The 25,016-nt window shown below is 67.1% G+C and carries 25 protein-coding genes and 2 pseudogenes; 17 read left to right on the top strand and 10 right to left on the bottom strand.

What is annotated here, in order from left to right:
* Positions 1-322: 322 nt before the first annotated feature.
* The 5 genes and pseudogenes from BN3385_RS15190 to BN3385_RS29435 form a co-directional block, all read left to right on the top strand.
* Complete coding sequence (locus BN3385_RS15190) at positions 323-1,024, top strand: SDR family NAD(P)-dependent oxidoreductase (protein ID WP_059017728.1); 702 nt, start codon at positions 323-325, stop codon at positions 1,022-1,024.
* Positions 1,025-1,070: 46 nt separating this feature from the next.
* A complete protein-coding gene (locus BN3385_RS15185) occupies positions 1,071-1,931 on the top strand; it encodes a mycofactocin-coupled SDR family oxidoreductase (RefSeq protein WP_059017725.1) in 861 nt (286 codons plus the stop codon).
* A gap of 36 nt (positions 1,932-1,967) precedes the next feature.
* Complete coding sequence (locus tag BN3385_RS15180) at positions 1,968-2,165, top strand: ferredoxin (RefSeq protein WP_059017723.1); 198 nt, start codon at positions 1,968-1,970, stop codon at positions 2,163-2,165.
* 43 nt (positions 2,166-2,208) lie between these two features.
* A pseudogene (locus tag BN3385_RS15175) lies at positions 2,209-3,402 on the top strand (cytochrome P450); the annotation flags it as partial.
* Positions 3,401-3,718, top strand: a pseudogene (locus BN3385_RS29435) (cytochrome P450); the annotation flags it as partial. The pseudogenes BN3385_RS15175 and BN3385_RS29435, both read left to right, overlap by 2 nt.
* Before the next feature lie 72 nt (positions 3,719-3,790).
* On the opposite strand, the gene BN3385_RS15170 reads toward BN3385_RS29435, so the two are convergent.
* Both BN3385_RS15170 and BN3385_RS15165 read right to left on the bottom strand, forming a co-directional pair.
* Positions 3,791-4,969 carry an acyl-CoA dehydrogenase family protein gene (locus BN3385_RS15170; RefSeq protein ID WP_059017721.1) on the bottom strand — a complete coding sequence of 393 codons (1,179 nt, stop codon included), beginning with the start codon at positions 4,967-4,969 and terminating at the stop codon, positions 3,791-3,793.
* The gene (locus BN3385_RS15165; RefSeq protein ID WP_059017719.1) at positions 4,969-5,961 is read right to left on the bottom strand and encodes an acyl-CoA dehydrogenase family protein; all 993 of its coding nucleotides are present in this window, start codon (positions 5,959-5,961) and stop codon (positions 4,969-4,971) included. The genes BN3385_RS15170 and BN3385_RS15165 overlap by 1 nt, the downstream gene beginning before the upstream one ends.
* Before the next feature lie 243 nt (positions 5,962-6,204).
* On the opposite strand from BN3385_RS15165, the gene BN3385_RS15160 reads away from it, so the two are divergent.
* Genes BN3385_RS15160 through BN3385_RS15145 form a run of 4 tightly spaced genes read left to right on the top strand, consistent with a single transcriptional unit; the run spans position 6,205 to position 9,757 of the window.
* The gene (locus tag BN3385_RS15160; RefSeq protein ID WP_059017717.1) at positions 6,205-7,296 is read left to right on the top strand and encodes an amidohydrolase family protein; all 1,092 of its coding nucleotides are present in this window, start codon (positions 6,205-6,207) and stop codon (positions 7,294-7,296) included.
* 28 nt (positions 7,297-7,324) lie between these two features.
* Complete coding sequence (locus BN3385_RS15155) at positions 7,325-8,470, top strand: amidohydrolase family protein (RefSeq protein WP_059017715.1); 1,146 nt, start codon at positions 7,325-7,327, stop codon at positions 8,468-8,470.
* Between the two features lie 4 nt (positions 8,471-8,474).
* Positions 8,475-8,867, top strand: coding sequence for a Rieske (2Fe-2S) protein (locus BN3385_RS15150; RefSeq protein ID WP_059017713.1), 393 nt, complete (start codon positions 8,475-8,477; stop codon positions 8,865-8,867).
* Positions 8,864-9,757, top strand: a complete 894-nt coding sequence (locus BN3385_RS15145; protein WP_059017711.1) for an alpha/beta fold hydrolase — start codon at positions 8,864-8,866, stop codon at positions 9,755-9,757. Before BN3385_RS15150 ends, BN3385_RS15145 begins: the two co-directional genes overlap by 4 nt.
* A gap of 14 nt (positions 9,758-9,771) precedes the next feature.
* Here BN3385_RS15145 and BN3385_RS15140 read toward each other — a convergent pair whose 3' ends face one another.
* A complete protein-coding gene (locus tag BN3385_RS15140; protein WP_059022000.1) occupies positions 9,772-10,245 on the bottom strand; it encodes a hypothetical protein in 474 nt (157 codons plus the stop codon).
* Positions 10,246-10,298: 53 nt separating this feature from the next.
* Between BN3385_RS15140 and BN3385_RS15135 the strand changes: the two genes are divergently transcribed.
* The 8 genes from BN3385_RS15135 to BN3385_RS15100 all read left to right on the top strand — a co-directional run bounded on the left by BN3385_RS15135 (position 10,299) and on the right by BN3385_RS15100 (position 17,540).
* Complete coding sequence (locus tag BN3385_RS15135) at positions 10,299-11,600, top strand: NADH-ubiquinone oxidoreductase-F iron-sulfur binding region domain-containing protein (protein ID WP_059017709.1); 1,302 nt, start codon at positions 10,299-10,301, stop codon at positions 11,598-11,600.
* 15 nt (positions 11,601-11,615) lie between these two features.
* On the top strand, positions 11,616-11,900 hold the full coding sequence (locus tag BN3385_RS15130; protein WP_059021998.1) for a ferredoxin: 285 nt from the start codon (positions 11,616-11,618) through the stop codon (positions 11,898-11,900).
* Positions 11,897-13,555: a thiolase C-terminal domain-containing protein gene (locus BN3385_RS15125; RefSeq protein ID WP_059017707.1), complete on the top strand. Its 1,659-nt coding sequence runs from the start codon at positions 11,897-11,899 to the stop codon at positions 13,553-13,555. The genes BN3385_RS15130 and BN3385_RS15125 overlap by 4 nt, the downstream gene beginning before the upstream one ends.
* Positions 13,552-14,430: an alpha/beta fold hydrolase gene (locus BN3385_RS15120; RefSeq protein WP_059017705.1), complete on the top strand. Its 879-nt coding sequence runs from the start codon at positions 13,552-13,554 to the stop codon at positions 14,428-14,430. Before BN3385_RS15125 ends, BN3385_RS15120 begins: the two co-directional genes overlap by 4 nt.
* Positions 14,430-15,248: an NAD(P)-dependent oxidoreductase gene (locus BN3385_RS15115; RefSeq protein ID WP_059017703.1), complete on the top strand. Its 819-nt coding sequence runs from the start codon at positions 14,430-14,432 to the stop codon at positions 15,246-15,248. The genes BN3385_RS15120 and BN3385_RS15115 overlap by 1 nt, the downstream gene beginning before the upstream one ends.
* A complete protein-coding gene (locus BN3385_RS15110; protein WP_059017701.1) occupies positions 15,245-16,054 on the top strand; it encodes an NAD(P)-dependent oxidoreductase in 810 nt (269 codons plus the stop codon). Before BN3385_RS15115 ends, BN3385_RS15110 begins: the two co-directional genes overlap by 4 nt.
* 95 nt (positions 16,055-16,149) lie before the next feature.
* Entirely contained in the window at positions 16,150-17,352 is a 1,203-nt protein-coding gene (locus BN3385_RS15105; protein WP_059017700.1) for a cytochrome P450, read from the top strand.
* Positions 17,349-17,540, top strand: a complete 192-nt coding sequence (locus BN3385_RS15100; protein WP_059017698.1) for a ferredoxin — start codon at positions 17,349-17,351, stop codon at positions 17,538-17,540. Before BN3385_RS15105 ends, BN3385_RS15100 begins: the two co-directional genes overlap by 4 nt.
* Before the next feature lie 3 nt (positions 17,541-17,543).
* Here BN3385_RS15100 and BN3385_RS15095 read toward each other — a convergent pair whose 3' ends face one another.
* The 7 genes from BN3385_RS15095 to BN3385_RS15065 form a co-directional block, all read right to left on the bottom strand.
* The gene (locus BN3385_RS15095) at positions 17,544-18,050 is read right to left on the bottom strand and encodes a hypothetical protein (protein ID WP_059017696.1); all 507 of its coding nucleotides are present in this window, start codon (positions 18,048-18,050) and stop codon (positions 17,544-17,546) included.
* The gene (locus BN3385_RS15090; RefSeq protein WP_156432768.1) at positions 18,047-18,655 is read right to left on the bottom strand and encodes a TetR/AcrR family transcriptional regulator; all 609 of its coding nucleotides are present in this window, start codon (positions 18,653-18,655) and stop codon (positions 18,047-18,049) included. The genes BN3385_RS15095 and BN3385_RS15090 overlap by 4 nt, the downstream gene beginning before the upstream one ends.
* Before the next feature lie 150 nt (positions 18,656-18,805).
* The gene (locus BN3385_RS15085; protein WP_059017693.1) at positions 18,806-19,954 is read right to left on the bottom strand and encodes an acyl-CoA dehydrogenase family protein; all 1,149 of its coding nucleotides are present in this window, start codon (positions 19,952-19,954) and stop codon (positions 18,806-18,808) included.
* A 12-nt stretch (positions 19,955-19,966) separates the two neighbouring features.
* Positions 19,967-21,112 carry a thiolase family protein gene (locus BN3385_RS15080; RefSeq protein WP_059017691.1) on the bottom strand — a complete coding sequence of 382 codons (1,146 nt, stop codon included), beginning with the start codon at positions 21,110-21,112 and terminating at the stop codon, positions 19,967-19,969.
* A gap of 30 nt (positions 21,113-21,142) precedes the next feature.
* Positions 21,143-22,348: a CaiB/BaiF CoA transferase family protein gene (locus tag BN3385_RS15075; RefSeq protein ID WP_059017689.1), complete on the bottom strand. Its 1,206-nt coding sequence runs from the start codon at positions 22,346-22,348 to the stop codon at positions 21,143-21,145.
* A 34-nt stretch (positions 22,349-22,382) separates the two neighbouring features.
* Positions 22,383-23,561 carry an acyl-CoA dehydrogenase family protein gene (locus BN3385_RS15070; protein WP_156432767.1) on the bottom strand — a complete coding sequence of 393 codons (1,179 nt, stop codon included), beginning with the start codon at positions 23,559-23,561 and terminating at the stop codon, positions 22,383-22,385.
* Between the two features lie 59 nt (positions 23,562-23,620).
* Positions 23,621-24,910: an amidohydrolase family protein gene (locus BN3385_RS15065; protein WP_059017687.1), complete on the bottom strand. Its 1,290-nt coding sequence runs from the start codon at positions 24,908-24,910 to the stop codon at positions 23,621-23,623.
* Positions 24,911-25,016: the final 106 nt, after the last annotated feature.

Genomic DNA, 25,016 nt, shown 5'->3' with positions numbered 1-25,016 from the left:
TGGCCTTCCTGCTGGTGGGTGCCGCCGGCAATCGTCGCCGTTGTGTCCACTGGAAACCAGCCTCTCCCGGAGTTCGGATAACTCGGTTCTCATCTTCGGCGAATCATACATTCGGGCAACGAGAACTCAAGCCGCCTTCGCGTATACCGTCACGACCTGCACCGCCCCGCGGGAGTGCCACCTGGCGAAGCATTCCCGCAGTTAGACACTTCGCGTCAATGTGTCTTGCGAAATGCGTCACAGCGAGAGTAGCGTTCTCATTCCAGAAAGGGAGATTCTTGACGACCGAGATCGATTGGCTCAACCGAGACGGAGACCGTCGGTGAAGACGGCACTGGTGACTGGCGGTAGTTCCGGTATTGGTGCAGCGGTGGCCAGTCGGTTGTGCTCGGACGGCTACACGGTGGCCACCCTGGACATCGCTGGATCGGAAACTCCGCACTCCTATATCGCCGACGTGACCGACCGCGCCCAGATCGACGCCGCCGTCACGGAGATCCACGCCAGCCTGGGTCCGGTGACCATTCTGGTCAACGCAGCCGGCAAGGAGGTCTTCCGGCGCTTCGCCAACATCAGCTTCGACGAGTGGAAGACGATCGTCGACATCAACCTGCACGGGGTGTTCCACACCATCCAGGCCGTGCTGCCCGACATGGTCGAGGCGGGCTGGGGACGTATCGTCAACATCTCCTCGTCGTCCACCCACTCCGGGGCACCGTTCATGTCGGCCTATGTGGCCGCCAAATCGGGTGTCAACGGACTGACGAAAAGCCTTGCGCTGGAATACGGACCGGCCGGCATCACGGTCAACGCCGTCCCCCCGGGCTTCATCGACACCCCGATGCTGCGCGCATCGGCAGAAAAGGGCAACCTCGGCTCGATCGAGGAGGCGATCAAGCGGACCCCGGTGGGCCGGATGGGCAAACCGGAGGATATCGCCGCGGCGTGCGCCTTCTTCATCTCCGAGGAGGCCGGCTACATCACCGGCCAGATTCTGGGCGTCAACGGCGGCCGGAACACCTGAGCAGGCTGGAAACACCGATCTACCAACGTCACTGAAAGGAACAACTGTGGGACGAGTCCAAGGCAAGGTCGCCTTCATCACCGGTGCCGCGCGCGGGCAGGGACGCAGCCACGCGCTGCGGCTTGCCGAAGAGGGCGCCGACATCATCGCCGTCGACCTGTGCAAGGACATCGAGACCATCGGATACCCGATGGCTACCCCGGAGGACCTGGAGGAGACCGCCGAGCTGGTCAAGAAGACCGGCCGCGGCATCGTGACCGCGCAGGCCGATGTCCGGGAAGCCGCCCAGCTCAAGGACGCACTCGAGCAGGGCCTGGCCGAATTCGGCAAGGTCGATATCGTTGTCGCCCAGGCCGGTATCGCCGGGATGAAGGGCGAGCCGCCGCTGCAGGCGTGGTGCGATGTGATCAACACCAACCTCATCGGCACCATCAACGCGATCCAGGTGGCACTTCCCCATCTGCAGGAGGGCGCGTCGATCATCGCCACCGGCTCCACCGCGGCGCTGATGGACGCCCACAACAAGCCCAACCCCGGTGGCGACCCGGGCGGCATGTCCTACATGGTGGCCAAGCGGCTGCTGTCCAACTATGTCCACGACCTGGCCACCGAACTGGCCGTCCGCGGTATCCGGGCCAACGTGGTGCACCCGACGAACTGCAACACCGACATGCTGCAGAGCGAGCCGATGTACCGCTCGTTCCGTCCCGATCTCGAACACCCGACCCGTGCCGATGCCGAGCCGGTTTTCGGTGTGCAGCAGGCGATGAAGGTCAATTTCGTCGAGCCGCTCGACATCAGCAACGCGGTGCTGTGGCTGGCCTCCGAGGAGGCCCGCTATGTCACCGGTATGCAGCTGCGGGTCGACGCCGGCGGCTACCTCAAGTGGTACGACTACCACGTCTGACACGCGACTCGACAGCGAAGAACGGAAGGACACACCGTGAAGGTTCGGGTAGATCAGGACCGCTGCCAGGGGCACACCCTGTGCGCCATGATCGCACCGGAGATGTTCGTGCTCAGCGACATTGACGGCAGCTCATCGGCAGTCACCGAGGTCGTCCCGGTTGACCAGGAGGACGCCGTGCGCGAGGCCGCGCAGTCCTGCCCAGAACAGGCGATCCTCATCGACGAGGACTGACCGAGAACTCACCGTCCCACCAGAAGTCAAGGGAGACAACGCCTTGAGCGTCGACGACATCACCGCGCCGGACGAGCGCAAGCAACCTCGGTACCACTTCGACCGGCACACCCCGGAGTACCGGGTGCAGTTCGAGAAGATCACCGAGGAGATGCACGAGAAGTGCCCGATCGCGTGGTCGGACACCTACGGCGGCCACTGGGTGGCGGCCGGCAGCAATGCGGTCTTCGAGCTGGCCCGCTGCCCGCACATCTCCAATGATCACGACATCAACGGGGAACGCCGCGGCTACAAGGGGATTTCGATCCCCACCAGCCGCCGCGTGGTGACCCGCGGCGGCATGCTGGAGATGGACGATCCCGAGCACCGCATCTATCGCAACGTGCTCAACCCGTACCTGTCGCCGGCGGCGGTCGCACGCTGGGAGCCGTTCGTCCACGAGATCGTGCGGGCCAGTATCGACGAGAAGATCGAATCCGGACGGATCGACTTCATCGACGACCTGGCCAATGTCGTTCCCGCCGTGCTGACGATGGCGCTGCTGGGCATCCCGCTGAAGATGTGGACCGTCTACTGCGAGCCCACCCACGCCGCGATCTACACCCCCGAGCATTCACCGGACGCCGAGCGGGTCGCCCAGCAGCACCGGGAGATGGGGATCGACCTCATCACCCGGCTCAACGATGCCAAGGTGAATCCGCGCCCGGGACTGCTCAACGCACTGATCAATCTGCGGATCGACGGCGAGCCGGCACCCGATATGGAGATCCTGGGCATGCTGGGGCTGATCATCGGCGGTGGCTTCGACACCACCACCGCGCTGACCGCCCATGCCCTGGAATGGCTGTCCGAGCACCCCGCCGAGCGCGAGCGGCTCAGTCGCGAGCGGGACACCCTGCTCGACCCGGCCACCGAGGAGTTCCTGCGGTTCTACACCCCGGCCCCGGGCGACGGCCGCACCTTCTCCGATGACGTCGAACTGGAAGGCCACCAGTTCAAGGAGGGTGAGCGGGTCTGGATCTCGTGGGCGATGGCCAACCGCGATCCCGCGGTGTTCCACGACCCCAACGAGGTGGTCCTCGACCGGAAGGGCAACCGCCACTTCAGCTTCGGCATCGGCGTGCATCGCTGCATCGGCTCGAATGTGGCCCGTACGGTGTTCAAGGACATGCTGACCCGCGTGCTCGACCGGGTGCCGGACTTCCGGTGCGATCCCGCAGGCACGGTGCACCGGGAGGGGCAACCGCCACTTCAGCTTCGGCATCGGCGTGCATCGCTGCATCGGCTCGAATGTGGCCCGTACGGTGTTCAAGGACATGCTGACCAGCGTGCTCGACCGGATGCCGGACTTCCGGTGCGATCCCGAAGGCACGGTGCACTACGACACCATCGGCGTCATCCAGGGCATGCGCAAGCTGCCCGCGACGTTCACCCCCGGCAAGCCGCTGGGCCCCGGTCTGGACGAGACGCTGGAGAAGCTGCAGCGCATCTGCGACGAGCAGGAGCTCGCCCGCCCGATCACCGAACGCAAGGAGGCCGCGGTCATCGACTGACCGCGCTGCGTTGAATCAGACCTCACGCACAAGAAGTACGGGTAGACCTGTGCGTGAGGTCTGGATCAACGTTTACTTGCCGCGCGGCAGACCCAGCACTTGCTGGGCGATGATGTTGCGCTGGATCTCTGAGGTACCGCCGGCGATGGTGCCCGAGAAGCTGCGGGCATGGCGCTCGAACCAGCTGGCGAAGTAGTGGTCGAGATTCATATGCGCGTAGGGGCCGGTAGTCGACGGGTGAATCAGACCCTCCGAACCCGCTGCGGTGAGCGCAGTTTCGGAAGCGCGCAGCTCGGCTTCGGACCCGAACAGCTTGACCACCGAGACCGAGGCAACATCGGTCTCGCCACGCGCGGCCTTCGCCAGCCCGGCCGAGCCCATCAGCCGAAGCGCCTGATAGTCCATGATCATCGAGGCGTACTGGTCTTTCTCCAGCGGTGTGTGCGGGGTGAAGTCGCCGATCATGTTGGCGATCCGGTCGGCGAAACCGAGCCACATCATCGTGCGCTCGTGACCCAGTGATCCGTTGGCGACGCCCCAGCCGCCGTTGAGCGGGCCGACGAGGTTCTCGGCAGGCACCCGCACATCGGTGAAGAAGACCTCGTTGAAGTCCTTGTCGTCAATCCCGCAGATCGACGGGAACGGCCGGCAGACCACACCCGGCACATCGGTGGGGATGATCAGCACGCTGATGCCCTTGTGTTTGGGGGCATCGGGATCGGTGCGCACGAACGTCAGCAGGAAGTCGGCGTCGTGCGCTCCGGAGGTCCAGACCTTCTGGCCGTTGACCACGAAGTGATCGCCGTCCAGCACGGCACGGGTGCGCAGCGAGGCCAGGTCCGACCCGGCGCTGGGCTCGCTCATCCCCAGTGACGCCGTCTTCTCCCCCTTGAGAACCGGCACCGCCCAGCGGTGCTTCTGTTCATCGGAGCCGAACGAAATCAGTGATGCCGCAACGATATTGACACCCTGCGGATTGAAGCTGTGGTAGATGCGGCGACGGCACAGCTCCTCGAGGTGGACGAACTGCTGCAGGATCGTCGCGTTGCGGCCGCCGAACTCGGGCGGCTGGCCGGGCAGCAGCCAGCCGTTGTCGAACAACAGCCGCTGCCAGCGCCGTGCCCAGGCCGGCATATGGGACACCGAGCGGGGCCGCTCGAGCGTCTCAGCCTCCGAGGGCAGGTGCTTGTCGAGGAACTCGCTGAATTCCGCACGGAACTCTTCGACGTCGGGATCAAAAGTGAGCTGCATCAGAAGTCCTCGTATTCCTCGGCGATCATCGCGCGGTGTTCGGCGGCGCCGCCGAGCATCAGCTCGCCGACCTTGGCCCGCTTGAGCGCGAACTGGACATCGTTCTCCCAGGTGAATCCCATGGCACCGAACAACTGCAGGCCGTGCCGGAACACCACCGACTGGCAGTCCCCCGCGGCAGCCTTGGCCATCGCGGCGGCCAGCCGGCGGCGCCGGTCGTCGGCGCTGATCGTCAGCGCCGCGAAATAGGCCAGCGCGCGGGCCCGTTCGATCGCGACGTGCATGTCGACGGCCTTGTGCTGAACGGCCTGGAAGGACCCGATCGGCACCCCGAACTGGTGGCGGTCCCGGACATGCTGCAGAGCCAGGTCCAGCACCCGCTGGCACGCCCCGACGGTGGTGATGGCGATCCCCATCAACGCGACGTGGCGCGCCCGCTCCGGGTCGGCCGGCAACCGGTCGCCATCGGCGACGCGCACGTCGGCGAAGGTCACGTCGGCTACGTGCAGCACCGGGTCGAAGACCGGGTTGCGGCTGACGGTGATCGCCGACCAGTCCACCAGGAAGACGCCCCCATCGGTGACCACCGCGAGCTTCTCGGCGCGATCACCGTCGAGCACGTGGCGGGCGGTCCCGTTGAGCACCCAGCCGTCGGCGTCCCGGCGCGAGGTGACCCCGTCGTAGACGGCGGCGCCGGCCAGTTGCGGGTCGTAGCGATCGCCGGCCAGCGGAGCGAACTGCGTGGCGGTGGCCAGGAACGGGGTGGGATCGGTGGCCCGGCCCAGTTCCTCGCAGACGATCGCCAACTCGACCGCGTTCTCGGGGTCGGCGAGCTCCGTCCAGCCCTGCTCGACGTAGGAACCCCACAGCGGGGCGGGATCCACTCCGTTCTCGGCGATACCGCGGATCAACGAGACCGGACACTGCTTGGCGACGGCGTCGCGCACGGTGTCCTGCCACAAACGCTGATCAGCGTCGAATTCCAGTAGCACCCAACTTCTCCTGTCCAGCTACCCAACCTTTGGAAACCTGATTCTCCATTATTGAGTTGTTGGTTCTCTCAATTCGGTATCGCACTCTACCGGCCAATTTCCTTGCTGCCTACCGTCAGGTGAGGCAGAGTGGTAACGAGGTTCTACTCTCCACAGCGAGAACACTATTCTTGCATTGAAAGAACTTGGATTTACACTACGAGGTATCCGGTCAGGCACGCCGGGCAGCGGGAAGGCGGATTGGTGATCGAGAACCGGGACGGGACGACAACGCCCCTCATCGACGCGAGCGTGCACATCTTCTTCGGGTCGACGCCTGAGCTGCGGACGGTGATGCGCGAGCCGTTCAAGAGCCGCGGCTTTCCCGACTACGAGATGGACTGGTACGGCGCCCCGGGCGGGGAGTACGTCAAGGGTTCCCGCGGCCCCGACGGCCAGTACCCCGGCTCCGACCCCGAGGTCGTCGCCCGGCATCTGTTCACCGATCGCGGCGTCGACGTCGCGGTGCTGCATCCGATGGGCCGCGGCATCATGCCCGACCGCCATCTGGGCACCGCCATCCTGGCCGCGCACAACGAGATGATGGTGTCGCGCTGGCTGGAGCATCCCGAGTACGGCGAGCGGTTCCGCGGCACCATCCGCGTCAACCCCGACGACATCACCGGCGCGCTACGCGAGATCGACAAGTACAAGAGCCATCCCCGGGTGGTGCAGATCGGTATCCCGCTGCAGTCCCGGGAGCTCTACGGCAAGCCACAGTTCTGGGAGCTGTGGGAGGCGGCGGTGGATGCGGGCCTGCCGGTGGCCACCCATATCGAGCCCGGCGAGGGCATCGCGTTCCCGCCGACACCGTCAGGCCACACCCGGACCTTTGAGCAGTATCTGGGCTTCATGTCGCTCAACTACGTCTACCACCTGCTCAACATGATCGCCGAGGGCGTGTTCGAGCGGATGCCGGAGCTGAAGTTCGTCTGGGCCGACGGCGCCGCCGACATGATCACCCCGTTCATCTGGCGGATGGACTGCTTCGGCCGGCCGCATCTGGAGCAGACACCGTGGGCCCCGAAGATGCCCAGCGACTACCTGCCGGGCCACGTCTACTTCATTCACAACAGCCTCGACGGGCCCGGTGACGCCGACTTCGCCGACGAGTGGCTGTCGTTCACCGGCAAGGACGACATGCTGATGTTCGGCTCGAGCTATCCGCACTGGCACTGCGGTGACGCCCGCTCACTGCCGGCGGCGTGGACGGCCGAGCAACGGGCAAAGGTGTGCTGGCGCAACGCCGCCGGACTGTACGGCATCGACATCCCGGCCGCCGTCGGAACACATTGAGTCGCGCAGTAGGGACAAGGAGACCACGATGACTGTTATTCACACCCAGGACCGGGTCACCCCCACCGAGCGCGTTGCGGTGCGCTGTGTGGACTCCGACGTGCATCCGGTGCCGCGCCGCGGCGTGCTGGCGGAGTACATCCCCGAGCCACTGCGCAGCAAGTACTTCATGAACCACCGGGTCGGCGAGCTGATCTACTACGACGCACCCGATTACGCGCACGCCTACGCCATGCGCGTCGACACCTTTCCCGACGACGGCGAATTCGCCTGCACCGATCCGGATCTGGCGTTCCGGCAGGCGATCATGGAGGCCGGCGCCGACATCGCGGTGCTGGAGCCGACGCACGGGACGTGCCGGCTGCCGGAGGCCACGGCCGCGCTGTCCTACGCGCACAACGCCTGGCAGGCCGAGAACTGGCTGGACAGCAAGAACAACTGGCACGAGCGCTGGCGCGGATCGATCTGCGTGGCCATCGAGGACCCCGAGGGTGCCGCCCGCGAGATCGAGAAGTGGGCCGGCCACCCGTTCATGGTCCAAGCACTGATCAAGGCCGAGCCCCGCCCGTCGTGGGGTCATCCCCAGTACGACCCGATCTGGCAGGCCGCCACCAAACACGACATCGTGGTCAGCTGCCATCTCTCGCGCGGAGTATACGAAACGCTGCCGATCCCGCCGGTGGGGTTCCCGAGCTACAACCATGACTTCATGGTCAGCTATTCGCTGACCGCGGCCAACCAGGTGATGAGCCTGATCTTCGACGGCGTGTTCGACCGCTACCCCACCTTGCGAATTGTGTTCGTGGAGCACGCCTTCAACTGGATCCTGCCGCTGATGTGGCGGATGGACGCCATCTACGAAGCCCGCAAATCCTGGCTGGACATCAAGCGCAAGCCCAGCGAGTACGTCAAGGACCACATCAAGTTCACCACCCAGCCGCTGGACTACCCCGAGGACAAGACCGAACTGCTGCGCGCCTTCGAATGGATGGAATGCGAGAAGATCCTGCTGTTCTCCTCGGACTACCCGCACTGGACCTACGATGATCCGCGCTGGCTGGTCAAGCACCTGCCCGAACACGCCAGGGAGGCCGTGATGTTCCGCAACGGCATCGAGACCTACAAGCTGCCCGACACCGTGCCCGCCGTCGAAGGCCAGATGCGGGTCTTCTGAGCACATGACGACTTCTGACAAGCAACCCCGACTCGCCCAGGGCCGGGAGCACGTGGTGGCCACCGTCGACGAGATCCCGCCCGGCACACACAAACTGGTGCCGATCGGCCGCCACGGTGTCGGCGTCTACAACGTCAACGGCACCTTTTATGCGATCGCCAACTACTGTCCGCACGAAGGCGGCCCGCTATGTTCCGGACGCCCCCGCGGTCGCAACGTCGTCGACGAGAGCGTTCCCGGTGACGCGGTGATGGTGCGCGACATGGAGTTCATCTACTGCCCCTGGCACCAGTGGGGTTTCGAACTCGCCACCGGCACCACCGCGGTCAAACCCGAGTGGAGCATCCGGACCTACCCCGTGCGGGTGGTCGGCAACGATGTGCTCGTGATGGCATGAGCGGGCCGGTGCTGCGCGATGGCGAAGAGGTCATCGAGATCAACGGTGGCAACGTCGTCTACGAAATCCTCGGCGACACGGGCGACTTCATCGCCCTGACGCCCGGTGGCCGGTACAGCAAGGACATCGAGGGTCTTCGGCCGCTGGCCGAGGAACTGGTCTCCGGCGGGTACCGGGTGCTGCTGTGGGACCGGCCCAACTGTGGCAAGTCCGACCTGCAGTTCTACGGCCAGAGTGAATCCCATATGCGCGCCGAGACGTTGCACGGGCTGATCACCGGCCTGGGTATCGGCCCGTGCGTCATCGCCGGCGGCTCCGGCGGGGCCAGGGATTCGATTCTCACCACGATCCTCTACCCGGAGATCGCCACCAAGCTCGTCACCTGGAACATCGTGGGCGGCGTCTACGGCTCGTTCGTGCTGGGCTCCTACTATCTGGTGCCCAGTATCCTGGCTGTCCGCGGACTGGGTATCAAAGGCCTTCTGCACGTGGACGAGTGGAAGGAACGGATCGCCGAGAACCCGGCGAACTCCGAGCGCATCCTGGCGATGGACACCGACGAGTTCCTGCGCGTCATGCTGCGCTGGCTCAACGCGTTCGTGCCCAAGCCGGGCCAGGCGATCCCGGGTGTGGACGACGAGCTGTTCGGTGACATCAAGGTGCCCACGCTGATCATCCGCGGCGGCGAGAACGACTGGGACCACCCCAAGCGCACGTCGCTGGAGGTGAACTGCCTGATCAAGGGTTCGACACTGATCGACCCGCCGTGGCCGGAAGACGCCTGGGAGCGGGCCGGCGAGGACCGTGCGTCCGGGAGGGTCAAGCATTTCAACATGTTCGACACCTGGGTGCAGGCGGCTCCGGCCATCCTGGAATTCCTGGATCGGTGAGCACGATGGCCAGCTCACACCAGGCGGATGTGCACCTCGCAGTTGGTCGACGCCTCCAGTGCGGTGTGCACCCGGCTCTCCGGGATCCGCGCCATGTCGGCCTTGCGCAGCGTGACGGAGATGATGTCGTAGCCGTCGTCCCCGGCGGTGCGCTCGATCTCACCGGTCAGGCCGAATCCGGCCAGCACACCGCGGGCGTCCTCGTCCGTGCCGCGGCTCACGTAGGTCAGCGTCCCCGCCCGGGGCTGTGTGCCGAAGGCGTTGGCGCACATCGTGATCGCCGTCTGCTGCAGCTCCTGTGGGTCGGCGCCGACGATCAGCATCTCGGCCTCACGGCGCCCACGCGGCATCACGGCGAGGTTGTTGTCCACCACCTCGATACCGGACTGAGCGGCCAACGCCCGCAGGGTCGCCATGCCCTCGGTGAGCTGCTGCGGCGACAGCTCACCCGTCGGGTCGACGTCGACGCGGACAACAGCCGTTCTCATGGCCATCAGCCTAGCGATCCCCCGCTGGGCGCCCGAATCAGAAGAGGTGACCGATGAACGCGACTGCCCAGGCGGGCACGGCCGTGACGGTGGCCGCCGCCCCCGGCATCACGCCGCGGTTGGTGCGACTGCCCGCCGCGGTCGAATCGCACAGCGCGTATCTGGCCGGCGGTGGATATGCGTTGCTGGACAACGTCGAGACGCTGCTGGCCGAGGTCGATCAGTCCGGTCTGCTCGGCCGCGGTGGGGCCGCCTTCCCGCTCTCGGTCAAGCTGCGCACCGTGCGCAGTGCGCACCTGAACGGCCACCAGACTGTGGTGGTGGCCAACGGTGAGGAGGGCGAGCCCGCGTCGGTGAAGGACCGCTGGCTGCTGCGCCACCGCCCGCACCTCATCATCGACGGGGTGCGACTGGCCGCCCGCGCGGTCGGCGCCCAACGGGCCTACATCTATGTCTCCGATGCCGCTGCGGCCGCCGCGGTCGAGGCGGCGCTGGCGGAGGTGGGCTTCGACACCCTGGGCGGGCTGGAGATCTCGGTGGTCACCGTGGCCCCGGCCTACGTGGCCGGTGAGGAGACCGCCGCCGTCCGTGTCATCAATGGCGGCCCGGCCAAACCCACCGACAAGCCGCCGCGGCCGTTTCAGCACGGCGTCGACGGTCACCCGACCCTGGTCAGCAATGTCGAGACACTGGCCAACCTGCCCTACCTGCTGACGCACGGCGCCGCCGGATTCCGCGGGGCCGGGACACCGGCCTCCCCCGGCACGTTCCTGGTGACCGTGACCGGCGCCGGCCGCGTCCCCGCGCTCTATGAGATTCCGCACGGCCTGCCCTTCACCGAACTGCTTGCCCTGCATGGTGTTTCCCCAGAATCCCTGCGCGGAGCGCTGATGGGCGGCTACTTCGCCGGCCTGCTCGGCCGTTCGGTGCTGGACACCACGCTGGATCACGAAACTCTGCGCGCGGTCGGCAGCGGTCTGGGCTGCGGGGCGGTGGCCCTGCTGACCGAGGAGTGCCCGGTAGCGGTCGCCGCCGCGGTGCTGGCCTACTTCGACCGGGAGAACGCCGGCCAGTGCGGGTCCTGCTTCAACGGCACCGCGGCGATGGCTGCGGCCGCCGGGGCGCTGCGCGACGGCGTCGCCAGCCGAGAAGACGTCGCGCGCCTGGAGCGGTGGTCGCAGGTGCTACGCGGCCGTGGCGCGTGCGCAACCCTCGACGGGGCGGCCAACATCGCCGAGAGCGTGCTCAGTGGATTCCCTGATCTCGTCGAGCAGCACCTCGCGGGTGACTGTGCGATCTGCCGGACGGGCGCATTCGACGCCCAGCGGCCCTTTGAGGTGGAGACGGTGGCCTGAAACATGAGTGAGAACATGCGAATCCGGCTCGACCGTACGCTGTGTGACGGTTTCGGCATCTGCGGAAAGCACGCCCCCGGCTACTTCTCGCTGGACGAGTGGGGATATGCCTCGCTCATCGGTGACGGCACCGTGGCCGAGGAGGACCGCGACGACGTGCTGCGCGCGCTGTTCGACTGCCCGGTGCACGCGATCATCGAGATGAGCCAGGACGAGTTCACCGGTGAGAAGCGGCCCGCCGCCGCACCGGCCGCCGACGAAGAACCGGTGTTCGAGGCGCGCTGGGGCTTCGCCCAGTGAGTGCGGGAGGAACCCGCGCTCCGCTGCCACAGCTCACCGCGGAGAACGAGTTCTTCTGGACATCGGGGGCTGACGGCACGCTCCGCATCCAGGAATGCACCAGCTGCCAGGCGCTGATTCATCCGCCGCAGCCGGTGTGCCGGTACTGCCGCAGCACCGCGATGGGAGTGCGCGAGGTCAGCGGCGTCGGGGTGCTGTCGGCCTTCACCGTCAACCACCGGTTCGCCATTCCCGGACTGCCCGCGCCCTACGTGGTGGCGCAGGTGGCGATCCAGGAAGATCCGCGAGTTCGGTTGACCACCAACATCATCGACGCCGACCCCGACGACCTCGTGCCGGGCCAGCTGGTCGAGGTGGTGTTCGAGAAGAACGACGACGTATACCTGCCGCTATTCCGGCCGGTGACGCCGGTGCAGTTCGGTGAGCAGCCGGCCGACGAGATCGCACCGCAAGACTTCGCCCGGCACGTCCGGCCCTCACTCGGTGCGGCCAAGTTCGAGGAGCGCTCGGCCATCACCGGGATCGGCGCATCCCGGCTGGGTCGGCGGCTGATGGTGAACCCGCTGGCGCTGACTGTCGAGGCGTGTGCGGCCGCCGTCGCCGACGCCGGTCTGACCTTCGCCGATATCGACGGGCTGTCGACCTACCCCGGCCTGGACGTCGCCGGGATGGGTGAGGGCGGGGTGACCGCACTCGAGGGTGCGTTGGGCCTGCGCCCGACCTGGATCAACGGCGGGATGGACACCTTCGGGCCCGGCGGTTCGGTGATCGCGGCGATGATGGCCGTGGCGACCGGAATGGCCCGGCACGTGCTGTGCTTCCGCACCTTGTGGGAGGCCACCTTCCAAGAGCTGCTCAAGCAGGGCAGGATGGCCCCGCCCGGCGGCCTGCGGACCACCAGCTGGCAGATGCCGTTCGGGGCGACCTCGGCGGCACACACGCTGGCACTCAACGCCCAGCGCCACTTTCAGCGCTACGGCACCACCCGGGAAACGTTGGGCTGGATCGCCCTGAACCAGCGGGCCAACGCCGCGCTGAATCCGACCGCAATCTACCGTGACCCGATGACCATGGACGACTATCTGTCCGCCCGGCCCATCACCACACCGTTCGGCCTCTACGACTGCGACGTCCCGTGTGACGGTGCGGTGGCGGTGATCGTCTCGGCCGTCGAGACGGCCCGCGATCTGCCCAAACCGCCGGTGCTGTTCGAGGCCGTGGGCACCCAGATCATCGAACGCACCGACTGGGATCAGACCACGATGACGCACGAACCCCAGGTGCTGGGCCAGTCGGCGCATCTGTGGTCGCGAACCTCGTTGCGGCCCAGCGATGTCGACGTCGCCGAACTCTACGACGGGTTCACCTTCAACTGCCTGTCCTGGATCGAGGCCCTGGGGTTCTGCGGGATCGGCGAGGCCAAGGACTTCCTGGCCGGCGGCACGAACATCGCCCGCGACGGGATACTGCCGCTCAACACCCACGGCGGTCAGCTCTCCCACGGTCGCACCCATGGCATGGGCCTGATCCACGAGGCCGTCACCCAGTTGCGCGGTGAAGCCGGCGAGCGTCAGGTCCGCGACGCCACGGTCGCCGTCGCCAGCAGCGGCGGGCTGACCCCCAGCGGTGTGCTGCTGATGCGGGTGGACTCGTGACCGAACCGGCCGCACCTGTGCGCCGGGTGGTCCCCGTGGACGGTATCCCGATGTCGGGTCTGTTCGCCGAGGCCACCGACCCCCGGGCGGTGATCATCGCGCTGCACGGCGGCGCCTCGTCCGCGGCGTACTTCGACTGCCCCGGCCACCCCGAGTTGTCGCTGCTGCGGGCCGCCGCCGCAGCGGGTTTCACCGCGATCGCCCTGGACCGCCCGGGCTACGGCACCAGCGCGTCGTACGCCGATCAGATGTGGGATCCGGCCCGCCGGGTCGAACTGGCCTATGCCGCAGCCGATGCCGTCCTGGGTCAGCGGCCGCGCGGGGCCGGGCTGTTCCTGATGGCGCACTCCAATGGCTGCGAGCTCGCGCTGCGGATGGCCGTCGCCGACCGTGGCTCCGACGTCCTAGGCCTCGAGATCGCCGGAACCGCTGTGCGGCAATACCCGTCAGCGCGCGAGATCCTCAAGCAGGCCACCCCGACCCACCGGCCGGCCGGCCTGCGTGAGCTGATCTGGGCGCCCGCCGACCTGTATCCCGACGATGTCGTCAACGCCGTCGGCGCTACCGGGTCGCCTCCGCAGGAAGCGGAGGTGTCGACCAACTGGGCAGGCCGCGACTTCCCGGAATTGGCGGCCCGGGTGCGCGCGCCGGTCCGCTTCACCGCCGCCGAACACGAACGGGTCTGGGATTCGGGGCCCGAAGCGCTGGCCGATATCGCCGCGTTGTTCTGCGCCGCGCCGCGGGTCGAGATCAACCAGCAGAGCGGCTGCGGGCACAACCTGAGTCTCGGAGTGGCTGCGGCGCAGTACCACTCGGGTGTCCTGTCCTGGGTGCAGCAATGCATCAACGTCGATGTCAACGAGGAGGCCGGCTAATGCGGGTGGGATTCATCGGGCTGGGCAGCCAGGGCGCGCCGATGGCGCGGCGCATCGTCGAGGGCGGCTACGCCACCACGCTGTGGGCGCGTCGAGCGGAGTCACTCGAGCCGTTCGCCGACACCGCGGCGGCCGTCGCAGCATCGCCGAAAGACCTTGCTGCGGAGAGCGATCTGGTGTGTCTGTGCGTGGTGGGTGACGCCGATGTGATGGATGTGGCGACCCGCGCCGACGGTGTGCTGGCCGGCCTGGCGCCCGGCGGCATCATCGCCGTGCATGCCACGGTGCACCCGGACACCTGCCGCGAACTGGCCAAGCGGGCTGCCGCCCAGGGTGTCTCGGTGATCGACGCCCCGGTCAGCGGCGGCGGCCCGGCCGCCGAAGCCGGCACGCTGCTGGTGATGGTCGGTGGCGACGACGACGTGGTCGAGCGGGTGCGCCCGGTGTTCGCCACCTATGCCGACCCGATCGTCCACCTGGGTGGCGTGGGCTCGGGGCAGGTGACCAAGCTGCTGAACAACCTCTTGTTCACCGCGCATCTGGCGACCGCCAAGACCACCCTGGATCTGGGCCAGTCACTGGGAGTGTCGGTGGAGAAGCTGGCCGAGGTGATCGGCCGCGGTTCAGGCAACAGCTTTGCGCTGAGCAGCGTGGCGCGCTTCGGCGGCAGTCTGGACATGCTCAAGCAGGTGGCCGGCGGGCTGTTGCACAAGGACGTCAGCCTGATCGCCGACATCGCCGACCAGGCCGGTGTGCAGCCAGGTGCGGTCCTGGCCACCGCGGACGCTGCGCTGGTGTTGCTGGACAACCCGCGATGAAGGTCGGCTTCGTGGGCGCCGGGCGGATGGGCGCCCCGATGGTGGCCCGCCTGGTCGCCGCCGGCCACGACGTGACCGTTTTTGGACGCAGCGCGGAAAAGCGTTCGGCGGTGGCCGAATTGGGAGCCCGTCCGGTCGACAACCTCGGCGCCGTCGCCGACGGTGCCGATGCGGTGGTGGTGTGTGTGTTCACCGACGAACAGGTCCGCCAGATCTGCCTCGACGACGGCCTGATCGCGGCGATGCCGCCCGGTTCGGTGCTCGTCGTGCACACCACCGGCAGCCCGCGCACCGTGCAGGCACTGGCCGAACGCGGCCGCGAGCGCGGAGTCGACGTGGTCGATGCCCCGGTCAGCGGCGGCCCGCACGATATCGCCGCCGGGACGGTGACCCTGTTCGTCGGCGGCGACGCCGAAGTCCTCGACAGGGTTCGCCCGGTGCTGGCCGGCTACGGCGACCCGGTGCTGCACGTCGGGCCACTGGGCAGCGGGCAGCTGGTCAAACTCGTCAACAACACGATGTTCGCCGCCCAGATCGGAATCGTCGCCGAGGGTGTCCGGCTGGCCGGCCGGTTCGGCGTCGACGAGTCCACCCTGCTGTCCGCCCTGCCGCATGGCAGCGCGACCAGCCGCGCCCTGACCAGCATCGCCGCCGCCGGGTCGGCAGAGGGTTTCATCGCGGCTGTCGGTGAGTTCATCGGCAAGGATGTCGCCGTCGTCCGCTCCACCGTGGCACAACTTGGTGGCGATCTCGGCCTGCTCGGCGAGGTCGTCGACGCCGGGTTGCACGGTCGGAAAAAGTCCTGATTCAGCGGTCTTCAGCTCTCCCGCTGCGCACACTGTTAGCGTTACGATCAACCGACGATCCGTAACGTCTCTGCCCCGCCTCGCAGGAGAACGCAATGACACAGGCCGAACTCGTCTTCGACCCCTTCTCGGAAGAGTTCTTCAACAACCCGTTCGACATCTATCGGCGGATGCAGGACGAAGCTCCTGTCTACTACCACCCCGGGATGGATTTCTACGCGCTGACCCGGCACGAGGACGTGGCCGACGCGATGAAGGACCACGAGACCTTCTCCTCGGCGCGTGGCTGCGACCTCGCCATGGTCCAGTCACCGGAGCCGCCGCCGAAATCGATCATCTTCATGGACCCCCCTGAGCACCGGCACATGCGCAGCCTGCTCAACAAGGCCTTCACCCCGCGTGCCGTCGAGGCGCAGCGGGAGACCGTGATCGAGCAGATCGACCGGTTCCTGTCGGCAGCCAACCCCGACGACTTCGACGTCGTCCAGGATTTCTCGGGACCCTTCCCCGTGGAGGTCATCACCCGCATGGCGGGTGTGCCCGAGGAGTACCGCCAGCAGGTGCGGGTCTGGATCGACACCTCCCTGCACCGGGAACCCGGCCAGATCGGGGTCAGCGAAGCCGGTATGCAGGCCAACATCGAGACAGCCATGTACTACTACGCCCTGGTCCAGGAACGCCGGCAGAACCCGCAGGACGACATGATCAGCAAGCTGATCGCGGCCGAGATCCCCGATGACGACGGCAACATGCGCAAGCTCGACGACATCGAAATCTGCGGATTCGCAACGCTTCTCGGTGGCGCCGGCGCCGAGACGGTGACCAAGCTGATGGGCAACGCCGCGGTGATCTTTGCCCGGTTCCCCGAGCAGTGGCAGATGCTGCTCGACGACCGCAGCAAGATCCCCGCCGCGGTCGAGGAGCTGCTGCGCTACGAGGGCCCGGTGCAGTACAACGTGCGCTACTCGCTGAAGGAGAAGACGCTGCACGGTGTCACGATCCCGGCGGGCAAACCGGTGTTCCTGATCGGCGCGGCGGCCAACCGGGACCCGCGGGCATTCACCGACGCCGACAGGTTCGACATCGACCGGGACCGCACCGAGGCGCAGAACCTCGGCCTTGGCTACGGCATCCACAGCTGTTTGGGTGCGGCGCTGGCACGGATGGAGAGCGCGCTGGCACTCGAGCGGCTACTCGATTTCATGCCGCGCTACGAGGTCCAGTGGGACCGCCTCTCGCGGGTTCACATGCAGAATGTCGCGGGCTGGCACAGCGTTCCGGTCAAGGTGCTGCGATGAAGATCGAAGTGGATTTCGGCCTGTGTGAGGCCAATGCGATCTGTATGGGCATCATCCCGGAGGTGTTCCAGGTCGACGAGCAGGACTACCTACACGTGCTCACCGACGAGGTCACCCCGGAGAACGAGGCACAGATCCGCGACGCCGTCCGGCAGTGCCCGCGGCAGGCGATCTCGATCCGGGAGTGAGGCTTAGCCGGCCGGAACCAGGTCGGCGCCGATCGGCGGGCAGGTCATCGCCCCACTGTGGAAGGTCTCGACCGGGGCGACCGCGAGATCGGCCACCTCGGCCGCGGCCAGTGCCTGAGCCTTGAAGACCCGAGCCGCCGCGCTGAGGCGGTGCTGTACGGAATCGACTCCGCGGCCCAGGGTTTCGGGTTGGGTATCGCCCCAGAGCGCCACCTCGGTCATGCCGTGGTCCAGCGCCCGGCGCACGCCCTCGCGCACCCGGGCGTCGCGCTCGATGAGATCGGCCGCCACCGCCAGCGCCTGCGGGTGCGGCTGGTCGTCACCGGCGGCGATCACCGATTCGTAGTCGACGGTCTGCGCCCCGAGGATCGACAGCGGCCGGATGTCCTCGGGGTGCGGCACCAGAACGTTGACGTCCCACCCGGCCATCACCCGGTCGAACATCCAGCCACCGGCATACCGGACCGCCTCGGCCACCGACGGCGCGACGACGTCGAGCCGGTACCTCATGATTCGGCGACCGGTGCCAGTTGCTTCGCCAGAGATCGGGAATACTCCCGGAACACATCGGTCAGCGGTATCGAGGGATCGAGTAGCCATGAGGTCTCCATTCCGTTCACAAATGCCAGGATTTCCACGGCCTTGATGGCCGGGTTCAGGTCTTGTCGGTAGCGGCCCTCGGCCTGACCGACGCTGATCCGGTTGGCGATGATCTTCACCGCGTCGCGGTAGCGACTCACCAGGCGGTCGTGCAGCGGGGCGTCGGGCGCGATGTTCTCGGCCATCAGCACCGCGAATGTGCCGACCAGCTCAGGGGACCGTTCGAAGCGCTCGGCCGCACTGGCGATGGCCTCGGCGAGGTCGCCGGTATGCAGATCGGCGTGCTCGACGTCATCGGCATCGCGGGCGTCGAGCACCGCGTGCAACAGCTGTTCTTTGGACTCGAAGTGGTGCAGCAGGCCAGCCGGGGTGACCCCGGCTTCCTTGGCGATCTGGGCCAAGGTGGTGTTGCGCCAGCCGTTGCGGGCCAGGAGTCGTTGCGCGACCTCGAGGATCCGCTGCTTACGGTCCTCCCCCTTCGCGAGAAGGGTGGCGTAGGGGCGGGTCGAGGTCACCGGGCTCCTTTCGCACAAACCAACCTAGTGAACACACAGTAGGTTGGTTTGGGCGATGTGACAAGGGTCTCAGCGCAGAAAGTCAGCGACAGATCTACGCCAGGGTGGTGAGCAGGACGGAACGACGATGCTGAGGTCGATCTCGCTGCCTCAGAGCCCCAGCGATTTGGCGATGATGACCTTCATGACCTCACTGGTACCGGCGTATATCCGGGCCACTCGAGCATCCGTGTACAGCCGGGCGATGGGGTACTCCATCATGTAGCCGTAGCCGCCGAAGAGCTGCAGGCAACGGTCCACCACCCGCTGCTGCATCTCGGTGCAGAACAGCTTGACCCGCGCCGCATCGGCGCCGCTGAGCTCGCCCTCGACGTGCAGTGCCACCGCCCGGTCGAGCATCGCCTGGGCGGCCTCGACCTCCGTCGAGCAGGCGGCGAGTTCGAACTTGGTGTTCTGAAACGAGGCGACAGGGGTGCCGAAGGCCTTGCGGTCGCGGGTGTAGTCAATGGCCGCGGCGATCGCCGACCGAGCCTGGGCCACCGAGCCGACAGCGACGGTCAGCCGTTCCTGCGGGAGATTGTGGCCGAGGTAGGAGAACGCCTCGCCTTCCTCCCCCAGCACATTGGTCGCCGGCACCCGGACATCGACGAACGACAGCTCGGCGGTGTCCTGCACCTTGCAGCCCATCTTCTCCAGCTCGCGGCCGCGGGTGAAGCCCGCCATTCCGTCCTCGACGACCAGCAGCGTCAGACCCTTGCGCCGGTTGTCCGGGTCGGTCGACGTGCGGGCCACGACGATCACCAGATCGGCCTGCATGCCGCCGGTGATGAAGGTCTTGGCGCCGTTGATTACGTAATGGTCGCCGTCGCGCACCGCGGTGGTGCGCACCCCGGCCAGATCCGAACCGGTCCCCGGCTCGGTCATCGCCACCGCGGTGAGCAGGGTGCCGTCGGCCAGCCCGGGGAACCAGCGTTGCCGCTGTTCGGCATTCGCGTAGTGCAGGAAGTACGGCAGGATCACCTCGAGCTGGGTGCGCACCGTCGACAGGGTGACCAGCGCGCGGGCCGCCTCCTCCTGCAGCACCACGTTGTAGCGGTAGTCGGGCATCCCGGCCCCGCCATGCTCCTCGGGGATGGCCATGCCGAGCATGCCCAGGGCGCCCATCTGTTTGAAGACGTCGCGAGGCATCCGGCCGCCCTTCTCCCACTCGGGATAGTGCGGCACCACCTCCTTCTCGACGAAGTCGCGGGCGAGCTGGCGGAATGCCTCGTGGTCTTCGGTGAAGAGATCGCGGCGCATGACTCCCCCTGATCAGCCGATGAGCTCGACGACGGTGGCGTTGGCGGTGCCGCCGCCCTCGCACATCGTCTGCAGGCCGTAGCGAATGTTGTTGTCGCGCATGTGATGCAGCATCCGGGTCATCAGCACCGCTCCCGATCCGCCCAGCGGATGACCAAGCGCGATCGCCCCGCCGAGGGGATTGAGCCGCTGCGCATCGGCGCCGGTGTCGGCCAGCCATGCCAGCGGAACCGGGGCGAAGGCCTCGTTGACCTCGAACACGCCGATGTCCTCGACGCTCAGCCCGGTCTTGGCCAGCACCTTCTGGGTGGCGGGGATCGGCCCGGTGAGCATCAGCACCGGATCGGCACCGGCCACCGCACCCGCGACGTAGCGGGCCAGCGGTGTCCAGCCCTGGGCCGCAGCATGTTCGGACGTGGTCACCAGCAGAGCGGCCGCGCCGTCGGAGATCTGCGATGAATTCCCGGCGTGGATCACGCCGTCGTCGGTGAAGGCGGGCTTGAGGGCGGCCAGCTTCTCGGCGGTGGTACCCCGCCGGATGCCCTCGTCGGCGGTGACGGTTCCGCCGTCGGTGGGAACCGGCACGATCTGGTCGGTGAAGGCACCGCGATCCTGGGCGGCGGCGGCCAATTCATGGGAGCGCGCCGAGTACTCGTCGAGATCGGTGCGGGAAAAGCCCCACTTCTGCGCGATCAGCTCCGCCGAGATGCCCTGGTTGAACGAGAAATCGTCATACCGGGCAAGTACTTTCGGGCCGTACGGCATACCGGTGGCCCGGGCCGACCCGAGCGGGACACGACTCATCACCTCCACGCCGCCGGCCACCACGACGTCCTGCTGGCCGCTCATCACGGCCTGGGCCGCGAAATCCAGCGCCTGTTGGCTGGATCCGCAGGCCCGGTTGACCGTGGTCCCGGGGATGGATTCCGGCCAGCCTGCAGCCAGGACCGCGAACCGGCCGATGTTGCTCGACTGGTCACCCACCTGGGAGACACAGCCCCACACCACGTCGTCGACGGTCGACGGGTCCAGGCCGGTCCGGTCCACCAGCGCGCCCAGCACCACGGCCGACAGATCCGCGGCGTGCACCCCGGACAGTCCGCCGTTGCGCTTGCCAACCGGGGTACGGACCGCCTCGACGATCACCGCGTCCCTCATGGCTTTTCCTCTCTGTTCATCCAACTCTGTTCACGCGACGGCCCCCTGGTCACGCAGGCGGCTGATCTCCTCGCCCGACAGCCCCAGCTCGGTCAGCACCGCATCGGTGTGCTCGCCGAGGCCGGGCACCGGGCCCATCGGTTGTTCGTAACCCTCGATGATCGGCGGCGGCAGAATGGCCTGGATGGGGCCGCCGGTGGTCGAGACGGAACGCCAGCGATCGCGGTCACGCAGCTGCGGATGGCCGAGCACCTCGCTGGGCAGGTTGTACCGGGCATTGCCGATCCCCGCCGTGTCGGCCGTCTTCTGGATGTGGTCGAGATCGTGCCCGGCACACCAGGTTTGGATGGCCTCGTCGAGGACGTTGCGATTGGCCACGCGATCGGAGTTCGACGCGAAGCGCGGATCCTCGGCGAGATCGGGGCGGTCGATGATCTCGCGGGCCAGCCGCTGCCATTCGCGGTCGTTGGTGGTGCCGAGCACCACCGTCTGGCCGTCGGCGGTCTGGTAGGCCCCGTACGGCGCCACCGCCGGTGAGCTCATGCCCAGGGGCTGCTGGTCGACACCGGAATGCTGGGTGTAGGTCAGGGGGTAGCCCATCAGGTCCATCATGGTGTCGAAGAGGCTGACGTTGACCGCCCCGCCGCGGCGGTCCCCCTGGGTGCGGGAGTACAGCAGCGCCATGATCGACAGCGCCGAGTACAGGCCCGTGGAGATGTCGGCGATCGGCGGGCCGGGTTTGGCCGGCATCCCGGGATAGCCGGTGACCGCGCAGGATCCGGACTCGGCCTGGGCCAGCAGATCGTAGGCCCGCTTCGCCGACAAGGGGCCACCGGCGCCGTAGCCGTCGATCTCGACGGCGATCACATCGGGGTGACGTTCGCGCAGCTGCTGCGCCGAGATGCCCAGGCGGGCGGTGGAGCCCGGCGCGAGGTTGGACACCAGCGCGTCGGCACGATCCAGCAGGCGATGCAGGACATCAAGTCCGGCAGCCGATTTCAGGTCCAGCGCCACCGACTCCTTGTTGCGATTGGCCCAGACGAAATGGGCGGCCAGGCCGTTCACCACGTCGTCGTAGTGCCGGGCGAAATCGCCGCCGGCCGGATTCTCGATCTTGATCACCCGGGCGCCGAAGTCGGCGAGTACCCGGGTGCACATCGGCGCGGAGACGGCCTGTTCAAGGGCCACGACGGTGACGCCGGCCAGTGGGGCGGCCGGCTGGTCAGCAGAAGACATCACATCACCATACGGAGGGCCACAGCAGCGGCCACTAGTAGCTCCTCGGCAGTCCCAGCACGTGCGAGCCGAGGAAGTTCAGGATCATCTCCTGGCTGACCGGGGCGATCTTCATCAGCCGCGACTCTCGGAAGAACCGCGAAACGTGGTACTCCTCGGCATAACCCATACCGCCGTGGGTCTGCAGGGCGCGGTCGGCCGCGGCGAAACCGGCATCAGCGCACAGATACTTCGCGGTGTTGGCCTCCCGGCCGCAGGACTTGCCGTTGTCGTAGAGCCAGGTCGCCTTGCGCAGGATCAGCTCGGCGGCATCCAGCCGGGCCAGTGAGTCCGCCAGCGGGAACTGGATGCCCTGGTTCATCCCGATCGGGCGGTCGAACACCACTCGCTCGGTGGCGTACTTGACCGCCCGGTCCAGGGCGGCCCGGCCGATGCCGAGCGCCTCGGCCGCGATGAGCATCCGCTCCGGGTTCAGCCCGTGCAGGATGTAGGAGAAGCCGTTGCCTTCCTCGCCGACCCGGTCCTCGACAGGAATCCGGAGTTCGTCGATGAACAGTTCGTTGGACGACACGGCGTTGCGGCCCATCTTCGGGATGGGGCGGATGTCGACGTGGTTGCGGTCGAGGTCGGTCATGAACAGCGTCATGCCGTCGGTCTTCTTCTGCACCTCGTCGTACGGGGTGGTGCGGGTCAGCAGCAGGATCTTCTCGGACTCGAGTGCCTTGGAGATCCACACCTTTCGGCCGGTGACCACATAGCTGTCGCCATCGCGGCGGGCGAAGGTGGTGATCCGCGAGGTGTCCAGGCCGGCCCCGGGTTCGGTGACACCGAAACACACGTGCAGGTCACCGTTGACGATCCGCGGCAGGGTACGGGCCTTGAGCTCCTCGGAGCCGTACACCACCACCGGCTGCATCCCGAAGATAGACATGTGGATGGCGCTGGCGGCATTCATTCCGCCTCCCGACCGCGCCACCTCCTCGGCGAGGATGGTGGCCTCGGTGATGCCCAGCCCGTGCCCGCCGTACTCCTCGGGGATGGTCATGCCCAGCCAGCCGCCTGAGGCGATGGCGTCGTAGAACTCCTGCGGGAATTCGTGCGCCTGGTCCTTCTCCATCCAGTACTGGTCGTCGAAGCGGGCCGCCAACTCCCGCACCGATTTCCGGATGAGTTCCTGATCTTCGGTGAGCTCGAAGCTCATGCCGCCGGACATGGCCGTCCTCCATTCCCTCCTGTGGTCGCCGACCACGGGAGTATGCGATCTCTGCGCAGCTACTCGGTGCCGCTGTTGGCCTGCGCCGCTTCGAACAGAGCGCTGCCGCCCCGCTCGCCCTTCTTGTGATGGCTCAGCGCCTGGATCGACACGTCGTGGCCCGCCGCCGCTTCGCGCAGCGCGCCGACGGTGGCCTGCTCGCGTGCGATGTGCTTGAACGGGTCGAACGAGTACCAGCGCATGGCGTTCTCGTAGGTCATCTTGTTGATGTCACTGTCGGGAACATCGTTGGCGCTCAACACGTCCCACAGCTCCTCGGGCGCCCCCGGCCACATCGAATCGCTGTGCGGGTAGTCGGCTTCCCAGGCGATGTTGTCGATGCCGATGTCGTGGCGCAGCTTCACCCCGACCGGATCGCTGATGAAGCAGGTCAGGAAGTGCTCGCGGAACACATCCGAGGGCACCTTGTCGCCGAAGTTCTGGCCGGTCCAGGTCGAATGCATCTCGTAGGTGCGGTCGGCACGCTCCAGGAAGTAGGGAATCCAGCCGGTGCCGCCCTCGGACAGCGCGATCTTGAGGTCCGGGTACTCCTTGACCGGCCGCGACCACAGCAGGTCGGCGGCAGCCTGCACGATGTTCATCGGCTGCAGGGTGATCATCACGTCCATCGGGGCGTCGGGCGCGGTGATGGCCAGCTTGCCCGAGGAGCCGATGTGGACATTGAGCACGGTGTTGGTGTCGCACAACGCTTTCCAGAGCGGGTTCCAGTACTCGTCGTGGAAGCTGGGGTATCCCATGGCCGCCGGGTTCTCGCTGAAGGTGATGGCATGCACGCCCTTCTTGGCCACCCGGCGCACTTCCTGGGCGCACAGTTCGGCGTTCCAGATCACCGGCAGCGCCATCGGAATGAAGCGGGCCGGATAGGCGCCGCACCACTCGTCGATGTGCCAGTCGTTGTAGGCCTGCACCAGTGCCAGGGAGAACTCCTCGTCCTCGGTGGCGAACAGCCGCCCGGCGAAACCGGGGAAGGACGGGAAGCAGATCGAGCCGAGGATGCCGCCGGCGTTCATATCCTTGACACGCTCGTCGACGTTGTAGCAGCCGGGCCGGATCTCGTCGAGGCCCTGGGGTTCCAGGCCGTACTCCTCCTTGGGCCGGCCCGCCACCGCGTTCAGGGCGACGTTGGGGATGACCACGTCGCGGAAGCGCCACATGTCCGACCCGTCGGGGTTGTGCACCAGGCGCGGCGCGTCGTCGATGTACTTGGCGGGCAGGTGGTTCTTGAACATGTCGGGCGGCTCGACGATGTGGTCGTCGACGCTGATCAGGATCATGTCCTCTTTGCGCATGGCCGTTCCTCTCGTCGCGGAGCCCTCAATGGAAACTAGCTTCTCCTGGAGGGAGAATCAACTGGCGGTAACCATCTTACCGTGCGCGCCACCGCTGCTGACCAGC

This window comes from Mycobacterium sp. M26, from assembly GCF_001494595.1.
In the GTDB taxonomy this organism is placed as follows: Bacteria; Actinomycetota; Actinomycetes; order Mycobacteriales; family Mycobacteriaceae; genus Mycobacterium.
The sequence above is the reverse complement of the archived record's forward strand: the minus strand, read 5'-3'. Positions and strand labels throughout refer to the sequence as shown.